Genomic DNA, 19100 nt, shown 5'->3' with positions numbered 1-19100 from the left:
GGTCAAGCAGACGGAGCCGAAGCCGACACCCGCCAAGGAGCCGACGCCAGCACCGCCGAAGGACACGACCGCCGCCATCCAGAAGGAAGAGGTCAAGCCGGACGCCGTCGCCGAGGCGATCGCCAAGGAGCAGCCGACCGAGGAGGCTAAGCTTCCGGACTCGGCACCCGCCCCTGCAGCGCGGCCGAAGCCGCAGCCCGCTCCCGCCGAAAGCGCCAAGGCGCCGGAACGCAAGGACGCGGAAAAGCCGGTGAAGGAAGCTTCCTCGAAGCCGAAGTCGGATGAAAAGCAGTTCAACGCCGACGAGGTTTCAGCACTTCTGGACAAGCAGAAGCCGTCCGGTGGCGGCGCCAAGCGCTCCACCCAGCAGTCGTCGCTCGGCGGCGAGAAGGATCAGGGCCAGAAGCTGTCCAAATCCGAGCAAGGCGCGCTCGAAGCTCAGCTCGGCGGCTGCTGGACCTTGCCCGTTGGACTGGAAGGTTCGGAGAACTTCGTCGTCGTGGTCCGGTTCAATCTCGATACCAACGGCAAGCTCGACGGCCGCCCGTCGGTCGAGCAGTCGAGCGGCAACCGGCAGTTCGACGAAAGCGCAGTGCGCGCGGTTCAAAAATGCGACGTGGCCGGCCTGCAGGTTCCCGCCGGCAAGCAGGATATTTGGAACGACATCCGGGTCACCTTCGACCCAAGGGAGATGCTTGGCCTATAGGCCTTGCGTCGGAACCATCAAAGAAGAGAAGCGAGAAGACATGAGATCTTTCCTCAAGCCGCTCCTGACGATTGCAGCCATGGCGCTGGGCATGACGACCGCCGCCACCTTGCCGGCCTGGGCGCTCGTCGAGCTCAACGTCAACAAGGGCAATGTCGAGCCGCTGCCGATCGCCATCACTGACTTCCAGTCCAATGGTGAGCTCGGCGCCCAGATCACGGAGATCGTCACGGCCGACCTCAAGCGTTCCGGCCTGTTCGCGCCGATCGACAAGAGCGCTTTCATCGAGAAGATCTCCGGCCCGGACGCCACGCCGCGCTTCGACGACTGGAAGGTGATCAATGCGCAGGCGCTGGTCACCGGCAGCGTCGGCAAGGAAGCCGACGGCCGTATCCGCGCCCAGTACCGGCTATGGGACACCTTTGCCGGCCAGCAGATGGCCGGGGAGCAGTTCTTCGCCAATGACGCCAATACCAGGCGCGTCGCCCATATCATCGCCGATGCGATCTACGAGCGGCTGACCGGCGAGAAGGGTTATTTCGATACGCGCGTCGTCTTCGTCGACGAATCCGGCGCCAAGAACGCGCGCAAGAAGCGTCTCGCCATCATGGACCAGGACGGCGCCAACGTCCGCTACCTGTCGGACGGCCGTTCGATCGTGCTGACGCCGCGCTTCTCGCCGAACCGGCAGGAAATCACCTACATGTCCTATGAGAGCGGACAGCCGAAGGTGTATCTGCTGCAGATCGAGACCGGACAGCGCGAGCTGGTCGGCAATTTCCCCGGCATGACGTTCGCGCCGCGCTTTTCGCCCGATGGCCAGAAGGTGATCATGAGCCTGCTGCGCGATGACGGCAACTCCAACATCTTCGCCATGGATCTGAGAAGCCGTTCGACCACGCGGCTCACCGACTCGACCGCCATCGACACCTCGCCCTCCTATTCGCCCGACGGCTCGCAGATCGTCTTCACCTCCGACCGCGGCGGCGGCAGCGGCCGCTCGCAGATCTACGTCATGGGTGCGGACGGCTCCAACCCGCACCGCATCTCGTTCGGCGACGGCGTCTATTCCACGCCGGTGTGGTCGCCGCGCGGCGACCTCATCGCCTTCACCAAGCAGTCGGGCGGCGAGTTCCAGATCGGCGTCATGAAGACCGACGGTTCGGGCGAGCGCATCCTGTCCTCCGGCTTCCAGCAGGAGGGGCCGACCTGGGCGCCGAACGGTCGCGTGCTGATGTTCTTCCGCGACTCCGCCGGCGGGCCGAAGCTGGTCACGGTCGATCTTACCGGCCGCAACGAGCAGCAAATCCCGACCTCGAACTTCGCCTCGGATCCGGCCTGGTCGCCGCTGCTGGAGTAGGCAGAGGAACGGAAGAATTTAAGAACGGCGAACTGAGGAAAATGGAGGACCGGGGGCGCTTGTAAATCTCAGAGAGAAGCTGGCTTAATTTCTTCCTTCAATTCCTCAGTTCTTCAGTTCCTCAATTCCCCCTTTTTTCATGTTTTGGCCGCATTTCCGCCTACGGTCGCCGCGCATTGTGAGCCTAGCTAAATCGGCCGAGGACGGCGGCTCGAAACGAAAAATTAACCGTGTTTCTTGAATGCCGGTTAACCCAAACGTGGTTACTGGGTGATCAACGAAATCACTCGAATGCGAAGGAGAGGCGGCATGGGCCGTATCGCAGCACTTACCAGAAATCCGGCGATGATCGCGCTGGTGGCGGCTCTGGCCATCACCGGCTGCGCCTCGAAGAAGACGCCGAACAGCGCCGCCGATCTCGGCCTCAACGGCGCCGGCTCTGCCACGCCCGGCTCGGCGCAGGACTTCACCGTCAACATCGGCGACCGCATCTTCTTCGACACCGACTCCTCGTCGATCCGCGCCGACGCGCAGACGACGCTGTCGCGCCAGGCGCAGTGGCTCAACCAGTACAGGCAGTATGCCATCGTCATCGAAGGCCATGCCGACGAGCGCGGCACGCGCGAGTACAATCTGGCGCTGGGCGCCCGCCGCGCCGCTGCCACCCGCGACTTCCTGGTTTCGAAGGGCGTCGCAGCCAACCGCCTGAAGACGATCTCCTACGGCAAGGAACGCCCGGTCGCCGTCTGCGACGACATCTCGTGCTGGTCGCAGAACCGCCGCGCCGTCACCACGCTCTCGGGCGCCGGTTCCTGACGCGCCGCACCGGAAATCGATATCGATTTTCGGAAACGCTCATAAGCGCCACAGCGTCCTTGGCGCGTCCGACGACGCGCGGCGCTGTGGGCGGCACAAATACAACATCGCTGAACGAAAGGCGGCCTCCGAGCCGCCTTTTTCATATGCGACAGCTTGAAACAAAATTTGGCCGAAGTCTCGCGTCCTGCTAAGAGCGCGAGGGCGCTTTATCCCCCTCCGATTTGGAAAGGCGCATCGGGCCAACAGATTTCACGGCGAGAGACATAATGCATTTCAGAACGGTCCTGAGCGGCACGCTTGCGCTGCTGCTCGTATCAAGCATCGCAGGCGTCGCAGCCCCGGCGGACAGCGGGCAATCCTCGGACAGCGGGTTCACTTTCCATCTGCCGACGCTCGGCATTTTCGGCGACAAGAAGAAGACCGAGCAGGCGCAAGTCGCCCAGCAGGACGGCGCCGGCATGACCGGTCTGGAGGATCAGATCCGCCAGATGAACGGCAAGCTTGAGGAGCTCAATTTCCAGATCCTGCAAATGCAGGAGCAGATGCGCAAGCAGCAGGAGGACAACGAGTTCCGCTTCCAGCAGCTCGAAGGCGGCTCGCAGGGCGCGAAGCCAACGGGCCAAAAGAAGTCGGAGGCCGCGCCGCAGGACGGCAGCAACGGCAACACGAATATGGGCGATGCTGGCGCCGGCGACAGCGGCACCGATACCAACGTGGCAACGGCTCCGGCGACGCAAGCTCCGCCCGGCACGGCTCCGCAGGACGATGGCGGCGGCAAGAGCGTCGGCGACGTCATCGTCGAGTCTCAGACCGGCGACCCGGGCAAGTTGATCACCGGCGCGCCGCCGAAGACCTTCGGCACCATTACCGTCGACAAGAACGGCAATGTCGTCAATGCCGACCCCGCCCCGCAGGCGGGCTCGCAGACGGAAGCTCCCGCGGCTACGGCAAACGCGCCTGCCGCCGAGACCGGCGGCAAGCCTGGCAAAAGCAAGTCCGGCGGCACGGTCATGGCCTCGCTGCCCTCGACCAACAATCCGGACGAGCTCTACCGCAACTCCTACCAATTCATCCTGTCGGGCGACTATCCCACCGCCGAGCAGGGTTTCCGCGACCATATCTCGCGCTTTCCCAAGGACGCCAAGGCGGCGGACGCGCATTACTGGCTGGGCGAATCCCTGCTTGGCCAGCAGAAATATCGCGACGCGGCGGAGGTTTTCCTGGCCGCCAGCAAGGATTATCCGAAGGCCAAGAAGGCGCCCGACATGCTGCTCAAGCTCGGCGTATCGCTGGTCGGCCTCAAGCAGAACGACGTGGCCTGCGCCACTTTCAACGAGATCGGCAAGCGCTACCCGGATGTTTCCGGCACGCTGAAGGAACGCATCAAGCAGGAAAAGGCGCTGGCCTCGTGCTAGCTTGCGTGTCGTTGTCCCGGAATCGGGACCGCTTGTGGACGACGCGCAGTGATGTTCGGTACCGAGACTGACCTTTCGGATCGCCTTTTCCAAGACTTCGACTTCTCCCACGGCGCCGTTGCGGCCGTGTCCGGCGGCAGCGACTCGACCGCCCTTCTCCATCTGCTCAAGCACCATCTCGACCGTACCCTGCCCGCGGCAAGGCTGCTTGCGGTGACGATCGATCATGACCTCAGACCAAGCTCGGCAGCCGAAGCGCAAGCTGTCGCCCGGCTTTGCGCCGAGCACGGCATCGCGCATCGCACGCTCGTCTGGTCCGGCTACAAGCCATCGACCGGCTTGCCAGCCGCCGCGCGCGAGGCGCGCTACCGGCTGCTGGCCGAGGCAGCCGAAGGGGAAGGCATCCGCACGGTGGTGACCGGACATACCGCCGACGACCAGGCCGAGACCGTGCTGATGCGGCAAGTTCGTGAAGAGGAGGCCCGCGACGAGGATCCACGCGACGGCCGCGGGCTCGCCGGCATGGCGCCCGCCACGCTCTACGATTGGCGGGTCTGGATCGCCCGCCCGCTGCTCGCCACGCGCCGCGCGGCATTGCGGGAGATGCTGAAGCGTCGCGGCATCGGCTGGACCGAGGATCCGACCAATGTCGACCGGCGCTTCGAGCGGCCGCGCCTGCGCATCTGGCTTGCAGGCAGAGATGGCGAGGCGCGTTTCAAGGAAGCAATCGCGAAGGCCGGACAGGCAGCCGCCGAGCGCGAGAACCTCGGCCAGCGTGCGGCGGCGCTGATCGGCGCCTTCGCTAGCCAGCCGGCTCCGGGGCTCATCCGCCTTGATCGCGATTTCGCAAGTGGTGAGGATAGCGAAGCCGCCGTCTATGCATTTCGCATCCTGCTCGCCACGGTCGGCGGCGTCACGTTCCTTGTCGACGAGGCGCGTTGCCGGGCGCTGTTCGAGCATCTGCGGTCGGGGACGCTTTGCGCCACATTGTCGCGGACGGTGGTCGACGCGCGCCGCACCGGCATCTTCCTCCACCGCGAGGCCCGCAATCTGCCCGCGGTTCCGGCTGCTGAGCAGGCCCTATGGGACGGTCGGCGGAGGATCACATTGAGCGACAGGCCGAGCGGGTTGGTGATCGCGCCAGCAGGTCCCGGCGCCGCCAAGCGATTTACCCCGGAAGGCGACGTTCCGGCGAGCTTGCTGCGCAAGGCGCTGGCCGCCGAGCCCGCGCTGTGGCGCGGCGGCGAACGCCTTGATTTGGCTGGCGGTGATGCCGCGCCGCCGGCGATGGCGATCGTTCCTGCGGTGTCGCCCTTCACCCGCTTCCTGCCGTCCTTCGATCTCCGGCCCGCTGCCGCCGTCGCCGCGCTGATCGGCGCGCCGCCGCTGCCGCCGACGCCTTTTCGCGGCCATGATCGCGGCGGAGCATGGGCGAAAGCTTAACCGAGGCATGCTGTTCTGCTTGGCAAGGGGAGACGCTCTCCCTATGTTAGGCCCAAGCCTCCAATCATCATCGTGGGTCCGCGCGCGGACGCCAACAGGACAATAGATGAATCCGAATTATCGCAACCTCGCGCTCTGGGCGATCATAGCGGTCCTGCTCATCGCCCTGTTCAATCTTTTCCAGACGCCGCAGACGCGCGGCGCTTCGAGCGAGATTGCCTATTCGCAGTTCCTGCAGGATGTCTCTTCCGGCCGGGTCAAGAGCGTGACGATCGCCGGCGCCCGTATCTCGGGCAACTACACGGACAACGCCAACGGCTTCCAGACCTATTCGCCGGGCGATCCGTCGCTGGTCTCCAGGCTGCAGGACAAGAACGTCACCATCAACGCGCGGCCTGAAAGCGACGGTTCGAACTCGCTGTTCGGCTATCTGATCTCGTGGCTGCCGATGATCCTGATCCTCGGCGTGTGGATATTCTTCATGCGCCAGATGCAGTCCGGCTCCGGCCGCGCCATGGGCTTCGGCAAGTCGAAGGCGAAGTTGCTCACCGAGGCGCATGGCCGCGTCACCTTCCAGGACGTCGCCGGCGTCGACGAGGCCAAGGAGGACCTGGAGGAGATCGTCGAGTTCCTGCGCGATCCGCAGAAGTTCCAGCGGCTCGGCGGCAAGATCCCGCGCGGCGTGCTGCTGGTCGGCCCTCCCGGAACCGGCAAGACGCTGCTCGCCCGCTCCGTCGCAGGCGAGGCCAACGTGCCGTTCTTCACCATCTCCGGCTCGGATTTCGTCGAGATGTTCGTCGGCGTCGGCGCAAGCCGGGTGCGCGACATGTTCGACCAGGCCAAGAAGAACGCCCCCTGCATCATCTTCATCGACGAAATCGACGCCGTCGGCCGCCATCGCGGCGCCGGCCTCGGCGGCGGCAATGACGAGCGCGAGCAGACGCTGAACCAGCTGCTGGTCGAGATGGACGGCTTCGAGTCCAACGAAAGCATCATCCTGATCGCCGCCACCAACCGGCCCGACGTGCTCGACCCGGCGCTGCTCAGGCCGGGCCGCTTCGACCGCCAGGTGGTCGTGCCGAACCCCGACATCGTCGGCCGCGAGAAGATCCTCAAGGTGCATGTGCGCAATGTGCCGCTGGCGCCCAATGTCGACCTCAAGGTCATCGCGCGCGGCACGCCCGGCTTCTCCGGCGCCGACCTGATGAACCTGGTCAACGAATCCGCGCTGATGGCGGCGCGTCGCAACAAGCGGCTCGTCACCATGGCCGAGTTCGAGGACGCCAAGGACAAGATCATGATGGGCGCCGAGCGCCGCTCGTCGGCGATGACGCAGGCCGAGAAGGAGCTGACCGCCTATCACGAGGCCGGCCACGCCATCCTGGCGCTCAACGTGCCGACGGCCGATCCGCTGCACAAGGCGACCATCATCCCGCGCGGCCGCGCGCTCGGCATGGTCATGCAGCTGCCGGAAGGCGACCGCTATTCGATGAGCTACAAATACATGATCTCGAGGCTGGCGATCATGATGGGCGGCCGCGTCGCCGAGGAGTTCAAGTTCGGTAAGGAGAACATCACCTCCGGCGCCTCCTCCGACATCGAGCAGGCGACCAAGCTGGCGCGCGCCATGGTCACGCGGTGGGGCTTCTCCGACAAGCTCGGCCATGTCGCCTATGGCGACAACCAGGAAGAGGTCTTCCTCGGCCATTCGGTGGCGCGCCAGCAGAACATCTCGGAAGAGACCGCGCAGATCATCGACGCCGAGGTGCGCCGGCTGATCGACGATGCCTATTCCACCGCCAAGACCGTGCTGACCAAGAAGAAGAAGGACTGGATCGCGCTGGCCGAAGGGCTGCTCGAATACGAGACCCTGACCGGCGAGGAGATCAAGCAGCTGATCGCCGGCCACAAGCCCGCCCGCGACCTTGGCGACGACACGCCGCCCAGCCGCGGCTCGGCTGTGCCGAAAGCCGGCACCGGCGGCCGTCGCAAGAAGGGCCCCGAGCCCGAAGGCGGCATGGAGCCGCAGCCGCAGGGCTAAGGCTCGATCGAAAACGAAACATAAAAAACGACGCCGCGGCTCAGACCGCGGCGTTGTTGTTTGGGAGCTCACAGACGATTGGCGAGTCGCTCGCGGACCGCACCTGCAAGATCGGCGTCCGGCGCAAGCGCCAATCTTCCTTCTGGCTCATCACGCTTCTGGCTCGCATGGCACCCCGAACCTCCCGCGCAAAACGCACGAAACTGTTCGCGATGTCTTCGCACACCTGTTCGCGATGTCCTCAGTCCATATAGGGGGAGATTGGTAGCTTCGCCGGCGGGGGTTCTTTTGCGGCGCCGATATGCCTCTTTAAGCGCGTCCAACGAAAAAGCCCGCGCATCTCGCGATGCGCGAGCCTTGGTCTTGGAGGTAAGCGCTGAGCGATCAGCTCTTCAGCTTGGCGTTGCAGAGGCTGTAGAAGCCGCCGCCCTTCTGGATCCACCGCAGGCCGTTCAGCGTGTTGGCGTCCTTGTTGGCATAGTACTGCTCGAGGCAGGTGTGCATGCGGGCCTTGGCCGGCGTCTCGTTGGCGAATTTCGGCGAGACGGCGGTCGGGAAGGTCACGCCCTTCGGCGCAGCCACGCTGGGCTTTGCCGGTTCCTTGGTGAAAGTCGCCTCGGTCGGAGCCGGCACGGTGTCGTCGTCGTCGCCGGCGCCGCATTCGGCCTTGCGGAAGTCGTTCCACTTCATGCCGTTGAGCTTGTTGGCGGTCTTGGCAGCCTGGTACTTGCTGCTGCATTCGGCCATGGTCAGACCCTTGGCCGAACCACCGTCAGCGGCAGCGGTGGAAGTCTTGCTGGCGGCAGGTTTGGCGGCCGCCGCGGCAGTGGCGCCGGGGCCGCATTCAGCCTTGCGGAAATCGTTCCACTTCATGCCGTTCAGCGTGCCGGCCGCCTTAGCGGCCTGATACTTGGTGCTGCATTCCTTTGCGGTCAGGCCCTTGGCCGTGTCGTCCGAGGCAGCTGCCGTCTTTGCCTTCTTGGTGTCAGAAGCCTTGGTCTCGGTCGCAGCCTTGGTCTCAGTCGCCGCCTTGGTGTCGGTCGCCGCCTTGGTGTCGGTCGTGGCGGAAGCGTCGCTGCCGCACTGGGCCTTGCGGAACTGGTTCCAGGTCTGGCCATTGAGCGTTCCGGCGTCCTTGGCCGCGTTGTACTTGGTGCTGCACTCGGCCATGGTCAGCGCGTTGGCCGGCGCCGCCAGGAACAGGGTTGCGACGGCGATGCCCGTCAATGTTGCAAGTCTATGAATAAGCATGGCGTTTTTCTCCCTTGCTGCCGCCAAATGGTGCCTATACCAAATCAATAGCTCTCAACTTCGGGCTGCGCCAGATGCTTCCCGCGCGGATGCCCTCACAAAGTGTGTTCCTGCCGACAAGGTGCTAAATTGCTGGCGCTCGGTTCGAGCAAATAAGGTTTTCCCAACCGTGTCGGGCGGAAAAGCTGTCTGGGCTTCTATATTCCCGCTACAACGAGAGGTCGTGGCAGGCTGCCGAATCACTTGACCGGTCTGCGACAATGATTTTCTAAGGAATAGTAATATATAATCACGAAACGTGATGATCGGATGCGGCCCAATTGTGGCAATACGAGCGGCTGAAACCGACGGGGACTTTGGCAGGTATGGCAGGGCAGTATTTCGGCACCGACGGCATTCGCGGACGCGCCAACAAGTTTCCCATGACGGCCGAGGTGGCCATGCGGGTGGGTATGGCCGCCGGCCTTTCTTTCCAGCGGGGCAACCATCGGCACCGCGTCGTGCTCGGCAAGGACACGCGGCTTTCCGGCTACATGATCGAGAACGCGATGGTGTCAGGCCTGTGCGCCGCCGGCATGGACGTGTTCCTGCTCGGGCCGATTCCGACACCGGCGGTCGCCATGCTGGTGCGCTCGCTGCGCGCCGACATCGGGGTGATGATCTCGGCCTCGCATAACCCCTATTACGACAACGGCATCAAGCTGTTCGGCCCCGACGGCTATAAGCTCTCCGACGAGATCGAGGAGCGAATCGAAGGCATGCTCGACAAGGACATCGAGTTGTCGCTTGCCGATTCCGACGGGCTGGGGCGTGCCAAGCGCGTCGACGGCGTCCACGACCGCTATATCGAATTCGCCAAGCGCACGCTGCCGCGCTCGATGTCGCTTTCCGGGCTTCGGATCGTCGTCGATTGCGCGAACGGCGCCTCATACAAGGTGGCGCCGGAGGCGCTGTGGGAGCTCGGCGCCGAGGTGGTCGCCATCAATGTCGAGCCGAACGGCTTCAACATCAACAAGGAGTGCGGCTCGACCCATCCGGCCGGCCTGCAGAAGAAGGTGCACGAGGTGCGCGCCGATATCGGCATCGCGCTCGACGGCGACGCCGACCGTGTGGTCATCGTCGACGAGAACGGCGCCATCGTCGACGGCGACCAGATCATGGCGCTGATCGCCGAGTCCTGGCACCAGAGCGGACGGCTGGCCGGCGGCGGCGTCGTCTCGACGGTGATGTCCAATCTCGGTCTTGAGCGTTTCCTTAGCGACATGAAGCTGCAGCTGCACCGCACCAAGGTCGGCGACCGCTATGTCGTCGAGCACATGCGCGCGCACGGCCTCAATGTCGGCGGGGAGCAGTCCGGCCATATTGTGCTGTCCGATTTCTCGACCACCGGCGACGGCCTGGTTTCGGCGCTGCAGGTGCTGGCCTGCATCAAGCGGCAGAACCGGCCGGTCAGCGAGCTGTCGAAAAAGTTCGAGCCGGTGCCTCAGCTTCTGAAGAACGTCCGCATCTCCGGCGGCAAGCCGCTGGAGGAGGCGCCGGTCAAGGCAGCCATCGAGGAAGGGCGCAACCGCCTGGGCAAGGCCGGCCGCCTCGTTATCCGGCCGTCCGGCACCGAGCCGCTCATCCGCGTCATGGCCGAAGGCGACGATCCGCAGCTGGTCGAGGCCGTCGTCAACGAGATCGTCGGCATCATCTCGGATACCCGCAGCGCCGCCTGATCGCCGCCGCAAAGCGGACGATCGCATCTGCAAGCCCGCCGCCAGGCGGGCTTTTTCGCGCGCTCACAACACCCCGGACAACGGAATACCCTCTAAAATTGTAGGCATTCGTGGTTAATCGGTACGGTTAAACGGCTTTTAACCTTTGCAATTCATTATCCACGCCGAGGTTCATCTTCGGGCGATGTCGTCCCGAGGCTTCTTAGGGGTGACAGCATGTTCGATACCGCAAGAATGGCACTGTTTGCCGCGCTGTTGGCGGGAGTGGCCGGACCGGCCCTCGCCGCCGACCTCGGGGAACCACCGCCGGTGGAGGAAGCTCCGCCGCCGGTGGTCGAGGCTCAGCCGATCGACGTCGGCGGCTGGTATATTCGCGGCGACATCGACTACCACAAGTCGACCTTGCGCGGCATCGACTACATTACATACGGGCCACCGCCCGGCACCAACGATTTCGATTTCGGCAAGCTGAAGGGCGGCTTCTCGCTCGGCGGCGGCGTCGGCTACAAGATCAATGATTACTTCCGAACCGATCTGACGGCCGACTATTGGTTCAAGTCGGACTTCAACGGCCAGACCTCGGACCTCGTCACGACATCAACCGAGGTGTCGAGGATGAGCGCGCTGCTGCTGTTGGCCAATGCCTATGTCGATATCGGCACCTATCACGGTATCACGCCTTACGTCGGCGCCGGCATCGGCGGTGCGCACGTCAAGTGGGACACGGTCCACGACCCGAACACCACAGAAACCAACCCGGGTTCGTCCAACTGGCGCTTCGCCTATGCGCTCATGGCCGGCGCTTCCTACTGCCTGACCGACAGGGTGATCCTCGACGCAGGCTACCGCTTCACTCACATCCAGGGCGGGCGCATGTTCGAGTTCGATTCGACGAGTTCCGGGCCGGGGTTCGACCACGGCATCAACACGCATGAGGTGCGCGGCGGTCTGCGCTACCAGTTCGGCGGCAACAATGGGTGCACTACACCGGTGGCCTACCAGCCTGAGCCGGAGCCGATCTACACCAAGTAGCCGCTTCGAGATCCTGAAATTCTGCCGATCGCCCGGCGCCAGCCGGGCGATTTTCTTTTGTGGGTGGCCGGTAAAACAGCATCGAAATCAATTCGGTAACTCCCTGTTATCCTTAACCGGCACTTAACCACTATGGTTAACAATGCTCCTGAAACGGCAGCTGTGCTCGCGTTCGCGACTGGCGCCAATCTCAGGAGCCGGGGACCATGACATCAAAATCGCGTATCGCACTGGCGCTCGCCGCAATCGTGCTGATGCCGGCGACACAGGCGGTGTCGGCTGACTACGATCCGCCGATCTATGTCGACCAGGCGCCGGACTATCAGCCGGTCGAGGTAGGCTCCGGCTGGTACCTCCGCGGCGACGTCGGCTACGCTTTCAGCCACCCGTTCAAGCATGAGGAAACCTCGTCGGGACCGCTCAACAGCTTCAGCGATGAGTCCAGCTTGTTCAGCGGCAGCATCGGCATGGGCTATCACGTCAACGACTACCTGCGGGTCGAGTTGAACGGTGGAATCCTGCCGACCGACAAATTCGCCGCCCATGACAGACTGGGAGCCACCTGCGACGGGCACACGCTTGTGGACGACGGTTTCGGAACGATCAATTCCGTTGCGACCAGCCAGGCCTGCGACCTTTCCGACAACGCTTCCAACAAGGGCTACAGCATCATGGCCAATGGCTATGTAGACCTGGGCACCTATGTCGGGCTCACGCCCTATATCGGCGGCGGCATCGGGCTCGCCTACAACAAATACTACAGAAGCATCGGCGCGCGCGACTGCGTGGAGGTTCCTACGAACAGCGCCGGCACCGGCGGATTTTTCTGCGACGATCCGGCCGGCTATGAAGGGCAGACCGATACTGCGGCAAAGTTCAATCTGGCCTATTCCATCGGCGCAGGGCTCTCTTACCAGGTCACGAAGAACGTTTCGGTCGATCTCGGCTACGAATACTTTTCCGTCCCAGCGGCGAAATACGTCGCCTATGATGGTGGCGCTTTCAATATCCGCAAGGGCATTGACTATCAGACGGTCAAGCTCGGGCTGCGCTACGATCTTTGGTGAGCGAGGGAATTCGGAAATTGCCGCCGGCGGATCGAGCGGTCCGCCGTTCTTTTTCGTTTCCGGCGCGTGGTGCCGTGAGACAAATATCCCGACAGCGACAAAAACTTTGCTCTTGACGCCGAAAGCCTGAAAGCATATCGCCGTCCGTGGGCCACCCCTCCCCAACGAGGGGCCACTATCTGGAAGGATAGACCACGATGACGACGCTTACCAAGCCCGGACTCCGTCCGGCAAACCCCAATTTCTCCTCAGGTCCCTGTGCAAAACGCCCCGGCTGGTCGGTCGAGGCGCTGGAAGCTGCTGCGCTCGGACGCTCCCACCGCGCCAAGATCGGCAAGGGCAAGCTCGAACAGGCGATCGAGCTGACGCGCGAAATCCTCAAGGTCCCGGCCGGTTACCGGATCGGCATCGTGCCGGCATCCGATACCGGCGCGGTCGAGATGGCACTGTGGTCGCTGCTTGGCGAGCGCGGCGTCGACATGGTCGCCTGGGAAAGTTTCGGTTCCGGCTGGGTGACCGATGTCGTCAAGCAGCTCAAGCTCGCCGATGTGCGCAAGTTCGAGGCCGGCTACGGCGTGTTGCCGGATCTGACGCAGATCGATTTCGATCGCGACGTGGTCTTCACCTGGAACGGCACGACCTCCGGCGTGCGCGTGCCGGACGGCGATTTCATTCCGACCGACCGCAAGGGACTCACCATCTGCGACGCCACCTCGGCGGCGTTCGCGCAGCGGCTCGACTTCGATAAACTCGACGTCGTCACCTTCTCCTGGCAGAAGGTGCTGGGCGGCGAGGGCGCGCACGGCATGCTGATCCTCAGCCCGCGCGCCGTCGAGCGGCTGGAAACCTACAAGCCGGCCTGGCCGCTGCCGAAGATCTTCCGCCTGACTTCCGGCGGCAAGCTGATCGAGGGCATCTTTAAGGGCGAGACCATCAACACGCCGTCGATGCTGTGCGTCGAGGACTATCTCGATGCGCTTCAATGGGCGAAGTCGATCGGCGGCCTGGAAGCGCTGATCGCCCGCGCCGACGCCAACGCCGCGGTGCTGGACCGGTTCGTGGCCAGGTCGTCGTGGCTCGGCCATCTGGCCGTCGATCCGGCGACGCGCTCAAACACTTCCGTGTGCCTGTCCTTCACCGATCCGGACGTGGCGGCGCTCGATGCCGACGGTCAGGCGGCTTTCGCCAAAGGTATCGTCTCGACGCTCGACAAGGAAGATGTCGCCTACGACATCGGCTCCTACCGCGACGCGCCGCCCGGCCTTCGCATCTGGTGCGGCGCGACCGTCGAGACCTCCGATCTCGAAGCACTGCTGCCCTGGCTCGACTGGGCCTTCGCCATGCAGAAGGCGTCGCTGAAAGCGGCCGCCTGAGTCAATTCGCGGCGGCCTTCGGGCCGCCGATCCCAAACGGATCAATCCCATTCTTCAAGGAGGCCGCCATGGCGCCCCGCGTTCTCGTCTCGGATAAACTTTCAACCACCGCCGTGCAGATCTTCAAGGACCGCGGCATCGAGGTCGACTACCTGCCCGATCTCGGCAAGGACAAGGAAAAGCTTCTCGAAGTGATCGGCCAGTATGACGGCCTCGCCATCCGCTCGGCGACCAAGGTCACCGAGAAGCTGATCAATGCCGCCACCAGGCTCAAGGTCGTCGGCCGCGCCGGCATCGGCGTCGACAATGTCGACATTCCGGCGGCGAGCCGCAAGGGCATCATCGTGATGAACACGCCCTTCGGCAACTCGATCACCACGGCCGAGCATGCCGTTGCGATGATCTTCGCGCTGGCGCGCCAAATCCCGGAGGCCAACGCCTCGACCCATGCGGGAAAATGGGAGAAGAACCGCTTCATGGGCGTCGAGATCACCGGCAAGACGCTGGGCGTGATCGGCTGCGGCAATATCGGCTCGATCGTCGCGACGCGCGGCGTCGGCCTGAAGATGCATGTCGTGGCTTTCGATCCGTTCCTGTCGGACAGCCGCGCTGAAGAGCTCGGCGTCGAGAAGGTCGAGCTCGACGAGCTTTTCGCGCGCGCCGACTTCATAACCTTGCACACGCCGCTGACCGACAAGACGCGCAACATCATCGATGCGGCCGCGATCGCCAAGATGAAGGACGGCGTGCGCATCATCAATTGCGCGCGCGGCGGGCTGGTCGTCGAGGCCGACCTGGTCGCGGCACTGAAGAGCGGCAAGGTGGCCGGCGCCGGCGTCGATGTTTTCGAGGCCGAGCCGGCGGAGAACAATCCGCTGTTCGGCATGCAGAATGTCGTGGCAACCCCGCATCTCGGCGCCTCGACCACCGAGGCGCAGGAGAACGTTGCGCTGCAAGTGGCCGAGCAGATGGCCGATTACCTGATCAAGGGCGCCGTTTCCAACGCCATCAACATGCCCTCGATCACCGCCGAGGAAGCGCCCCGACTGAAACCCTTCGTCAAGCTGGCCGAGGTGCTCGGCGCCTTTGTCGGCCAGGTCACCGAAGATCCGATCAAGGAGGTGGAGATACTGTTCGACGGCTCGACCGCGACGATGAACACGCGCGCGCTGGTGAGCGCCACTCTTGCCGGCCTGATCCGGCCGCAGGTCTCCGACGTCAACATGGTGTCGGCGCCGATCATGGTGAAGGAGCGCGGCATTATCGTCGCCGAGGTCAAGCGCGACAAATCTGGCGTCTTCGACGGCTACATCAAGCTCACCGTCAAGACCGAGCATATGACGCGCTCGATCGCCGGGACCTGCTTCTCGGACGGCAAGCCGCGCTTCATCCAGATCAAGGGCATCAACCTCGATGCCGAGGTCGGCCAGCACATGCTCTACACGACCAATGCCGACGCGCCCGGCATCATCGGCCTGCTCGGCACCGTCTGCGGTGAGAACGGCGTCAACATCGCCAACTTCCAGCTCGGCCGCAACCGGCCGGGCGGCGATGCGATCGCGCTGCTCTATCTCGACGCACCCTTCCCGGAAAGGGTGCTCGATCAACTGCGGGCGCACCAATCGATCGATTCGGCCAAACCGCTGCACTTCGATGTCGGCGCCGCCTGAAAGATCATGCCCCGCATGCTTCGGCATGCGGGGCATTTCCCCTACAGAACGGCCCTGCTGCCACTGTATTCGGCCAGCGCGATGCCTCCGAGCACGAGCGCAAGCGCAAGACCCTGATAGAATTGGAACTGCTCGCCGACGATCAGCACCGAAAGCAGGGTGCCGAAGATTGGCACCAGATTGATGAACAGTCCGGCGCGATTGGCGCCGATCAGCTCGTTGCCCTTGATGTAGAAGATCTGCGAGACGACGGACGCGCCGAGCGCGGTGTAGAACGCGACCGCCCATCCTCGCGCGTCCGGGACGATGACGCGGCCCGCCGCCACTTCCCAGACAAAGAACGGCCCCGAGGTCAAAAGCGCGGCGAGCGACAGAGCCAGCATGAAGCTTTGCCAGCGAACGGCCGGCTTCAGGCGCAGCCCCACCGAATAGAGGCTGTAGCAGAGGACCGCGACCAGCATGATGGCGTCGCCGAAATTGAGCTCGAGCTTCAGCAGCTGACCGAGGTCGCCATGGCTCGCGGTCAGGGCGACGCCGAGGATGGTGAGCGCGACGCCGACGATCTGCAGGCGCTGCACGTGCAGCCTAAACAGCACGAAGTTGGCGAGGATGATGACGATCGGTATGGCGGCCTGCTCGATCGAGACATTGATGGCGGTCGTATAGTTCAGCGCCGTGTAGAAGATGACGTTGAACACCGTGAAGCCGCAGGCGCCGAGGCCGGCGACCAGCAGCCAATGCCGGCGCAGTTCAGGCCAATCCTCGCGAAACGTCCGCCAGCCGACGGGCAGCATGATCAGCACCGCCAGCACCCAGCGCAGGAAAACCAACGTCATCGGCGACACATGGCCGACGGCAAGCTTGCCGGCCACGGAATTGCCGCCCCACAGCAGCATGGTGGAGAGCAGGAACAGATAGGCGGCTCGATGCATCGCTTAATCCTGGACCGGCAGGCGCGGTGGAAGAAGGATGCCGGCCTATTGCGATGGCGAGGCCAAGTAAATGATGCGAAAGCCGGAATTTGTTGTGCCTGGTTTGTTGTGCCCTGGGTGGTTTCGGGGACAAAGAAGGGGTCGCATCGGCCTGCACATGAGGCTATAGAGGCCTGTCGTTTCAAGCCGCCAAGGCGGCATCTCAAGGGAAAAGAACATGGCCAATGTGGTGGTCGTCGGCTCGCAGTGGGGCGACGAAGGCAAGGGCAAGATCGTCGACTGGCTGTCGGAGCGCGCCGACGTGGTCGTGCGCTTCCAGGGCGGCCACAATGCAGGTCATACCCTGGTCGTCGACGGCAAGGTCTACAAGCTTTCGCTCTTGCCGTCCGGCGTGGTCAGAGAGGGCAAGCTGTCGATCATCGGCAACGGGGTGGTCTTCGATCCGCACGCCTTCGTCGCGGAAGTCAAGAAGCTCAAGGAGCAGGGCGTGGAGGTGACGCCCGAACGCCTGAAAATCGCCGAAAACACCGCGCTTATCCTGTCGCTGCACCGGGAGCTGGACGGGTTCCGCGAAGACGCCGCCTCGAATTCCGGAACCAAGATTGGCACGACCCGCCGCGGCATCGGCCCCGCATATGAGGACAAGGTGGGCCGGCGTGCGGTGCGGGTGATGGATCTGGCGGATTTGGAAACGCTTCCCCTGAAGGTCGACAGGCTGCTCACGCATCATAATGCGCTGCGCCGCGGGCTCGGCCATCCGGAAGCGACCCAGGAGGCGATCATGCAGGAGCTGACCTCGGTGGCCGGCGAGATCCTGCCTTACATGGACCGCGTCTGGAAGGTGCTCGACGACAAGCGCCGCGCGGGTGCGCGCATCCTGTTCGAGGGCGCGCAAGGCACGCTGCTCGATATCGACCACGGCACCTATCCCTTCGTCACCTCATCCAACACCGTGGCAGGGCAAGCGGCCGCCGGCTCCGGCACCGGCCCCGGCGCGATCGGCTATGTGCTCGGCATCACCAAGGCCTATACGACGCGCGTCGGCGAAGGGCCGTTCCCGACCGAGCAGAAGAATGAGGTCGGCGAGTTCCTCGGCACGCGCGGCCACGAATTCGGCGTCGTCACCGGCCGCAAGCGCCGCTGCGGCTGGTTCGACGCCGTGCTGGTGCGCCAGGCGGTGGCCGTCAACGGCATCAAGGGCATCGCGCTCACCAAGCTCGACGTGCTCGACGGGCTGGACGAGATCAAGGTCTGCACCGGCTATCGCCTCGATGGCGAGTTGATCGACTATCTGCCGGCCAGCCAGGGCGCCCAGTCGCGCGTCGAGCCGGTCTATGAGACGCTCGAAGGCTGGAAGGGAACGACGGCCGGCGCCAGGAGCTGGAACGATCTGCCGGCGCAAGCCGTCAAATATGTCCGCCACATCGAGGAGCTGATCGGCGCCCCGGTTGCACTGCTTTCCACCAGCCCGGAGCGGGACGACACGATACTTGTGACCGATCCGTTTCAAGACTAGTTTCACAGCGCTTCCAGGCGCTACGGCTGATTTGCGGCCGGCCCGGGAAAGAATTGCAGGTCGACTGACGCATGGCAGATTTCGTTGGTGTTCTGAAAAAACAGCTTGCGAAGCACAGCGAGCCCTCGCCCGAGTTGCGCAAGCGGATTTACGAGAATGCTCGTGAGATGCTGGCGAAGAAACTCGCGAACTATTCTCCGCCGTTGTCGGCCGAGGTCATCAGCAAGCAGAAACGTTCGCTCGAAGATGCCGTCGCCAGCGTCGAGCGCGAGTATGCCAAGCCTGCTCCGGCGCCCAAGCCGGCTCCAGCGGAAGATCCCCTGGCGGAGCTGGAACATATTTTTTCCTCGATCGACCGCAACAAGAACCAGCCGAGCCACGTCCGGCAGCCGTCGGTGGCGAAGCCCGAACCTGCCAAGCCGGAGCCCTTCAAGCCGGAGCCCTTCAAGCCGGAGCCCTTCAAGACGGCGCCCGCACCGGCGCCGGTGAAGGCGGAACCGAGCTGGCAAGGCGCAGCAAAGACGGAACCAAGCTGGCAAGGGGCAACGAAGACTGAGCCCGGCGGCTGGCACAAGGTGCCCGCGGCACCGCCGCCCATGCCCTCGCCGCGCGAGGACGATGTCGGCCTGCCCGGGATGAACGCCGCCGAACCGGACGAGGACAGCGATGTCTTTGCCAATGACGAGCAGCCGGCCGATACTTTCCAGCGGCTGCGGCCTGCGCCGCGCAAGCGCAGCTATGGCGGGTTGATTGCTGG

The 19100-nt window shown here is 64.0% G+C and carries 14 protein-coding genes and 1 pseudogene; 13 read left to right on the top strand and 2 right to left on the bottom strand.

All coding sequences use genetic code 11. The annotated features are described in order from the left end of the window. From EOA75_RS11770 to ftsH, 6 genes are all read left to right on the top strand, one after another. Nucleotides 1-706: cell envelope integrity protein TolA (locus EOA75_RS11770; RefSeq protein ID WP_127324296.1), on the top strand; the 706-nt coding region annotated here is incomplete at its 5' end. Nucleotides 707-785: 79 nt separating this feature from the next. Beyond that, nucleotides 786-2066, top strand: a complete 1281-nt coding sequence (gene tolB / locus EOA75_RS11765; RefSeq protein ID WP_245299761.1) for a Tol-Pal system beta propeller repeat protein TolB — start codon at nt 786-788, stop codon at nt 2064-2066. A 309-nt stretch (nt 2067-2375) separates the two neighbouring features. After that, entirely contained in the window at nt 2376-2882 is a 507-nt protein-coding gene (gene pal, locus EOA75_RS11760; protein WP_067001802.1) for a peptidoglycan-associated lipoprotein Pal, read from the top strand. 269 nt (nt 2883-3151) lie between these two features. Next, nucleotides 3152-4300: a tol-pal system protein YbgF gene (gene ybgF, locus EOA75_RS11755; protein WP_127324295.1), complete on the top strand. Its 1149-nt coding sequence runs from the start codon at nt 3152-3154 to the stop codon at nt 4298-4300. A gap of 51 nt (nt 4301-4351) precedes the next feature. Beyond that, the gene (gene tilS, locus EOA75_RS11750; protein WP_127324297.1) at nt 4352-5743 is read left to right on the top strand and encodes a tRNA lysidine(34) synthetase TilS; all 1392 of its coding nucleotides are present in this window, start codon (nt 4352-4354) and stop codon (nt 5741-5743) included. 106 nt (nt 5744-5849) lie between these two features. Beyond that, nucleotides 5850-7784, top strand: a complete 1935-nt coding sequence (ftsH, locus tag EOA75_RS11745; protein ID WP_067001810.1) for an ATP-dependent zinc metalloprotease FtsH — start codon at nt 5850-5852, stop codon at nt 7782-7784. A gap of 384 nt (nt 7785-8168) precedes the next feature. Here the strand turns inward: ftsH and EOA75_RS11740 are convergent, their stop codons facing one another. Then, nucleotides 8169-9035, bottom strand: a complete 867-nt coding sequence (locus tag EOA75_RS11740) for a hypothetical protein (protein ID WP_127324294.1) — start codon at nt 9033-9035, stop codon at nt 8169-8171. Nucleotides 9036-9400: 365 nt separating this feature from the next. Here EOA75_RS11740 and glmM point away from each other — a divergent pair, with 365 nt between their 5' ends. The 5 genes from glmM (at nt 9401) to serA (ending at nt 15895) form a co-directional block, all read left to right on the top strand. Next, a complete protein-coding gene (gene glmM, locus EOA75_RS11735) occupies nt 9401-10753 on the top strand; it encodes a phosphoglucosamine mutase (protein ID WP_095824081.1) in 1353 nt (450 codons plus the stop codon). A gap of 216 nt (nt 10754-10969) precedes the next feature. Continuing rightward, nucleotides 10970-11785 carry an outer membrane protein gene (locus EOA75_RS11730; RefSeq protein ID WP_067001819.1) on the top strand — a complete coding sequence of 272 codons (816 nt, stop codon included), beginning with the start codon at nt 10970-10972 and terminating at the stop codon, nt 11783-11785. Between the two features lie 206 nt (nt 11786-11991). After that, nucleotides 11992-12852, top strand: coding sequence for an outer membrane protein (locus tag EOA75_RS11725; protein ID WP_067319444.1), 861 nt, complete (start codon nt 11992-11994; stop codon nt 12850-12852). A 197-nt stretch (nt 12853-13049) separates the two neighbouring features. Beyond that, nucleotides 13050-14225: a phosphoserine transaminase gene (locus tag EOA75_RS11720; protein ID WP_067319442.1), complete on the top strand. Its 1176-nt coding sequence runs from the start codon at nt 13050-13052 to the stop codon at nt 14223-14225. A 68-nt stretch (nt 14226-14293) separates the two neighbouring features. Then, nucleotides 14294-15895, top strand: coding sequence for a phosphoglycerate dehydrogenase (serA, locus tag EOA75_RS11715; RefSeq protein WP_067001828.1), 1602 nt, complete (start codon nt 14294-14296; stop codon nt 15893-15895). A 41-nt stretch (nt 15896-15936) separates the two neighbouring features. Here the strand turns inward: serA and EOA75_RS11710 are convergent, their stop codons facing one another. Beyond that, nucleotides 15937-16827: a DMT family transporter gene (locus tag EOA75_RS11710; protein WP_127324293.1), complete on the bottom strand. Its 891-nt coding sequence runs from the start codon at nt 16825-16827 to the stop codon at nt 15937-15939. Nucleotides 16828-17044: 217 nt separating this feature from the next. On the opposite strand from EOA75_RS11710, the gene EOA75_RS11705 reads away from it, so the two are divergent. Together EOA75_RS11705 and EOA75_RS33990 are read left to right on the top strand one after the other, a co-directional pair. Next, a complete protein-coding gene (locus EOA75_RS11705) occupies nt 17045-18343 on the top strand; it encodes an adenylosuccinate synthase (protein ID WP_095782560.1) in 1299 nt (432 codons plus the stop codon). Between the two features lie 71 nt (nt 18344-18414). Further along, nucleotides 18415-19100 (top strand): annotated as a pseudogene (locus tag EOA75_RS33990) (hypothetical protein); the annotation flags it as partial.

It is taken from the genome of Mesorhizobium sp. M1A.F.Ca.IN.022.07.1.1 (assembly GCF_003997575.1).
Lineage (GTDB): Bacteria > Pseudomonadota > Alphaproteobacteria > Rhizobiales > Rhizobiaceae > Mesorhizobium.
The sequence above is the reverse complement of the archived record's forward strand: the minus strand, read 5'-3'. Positions and strand labels throughout refer to the sequence as shown.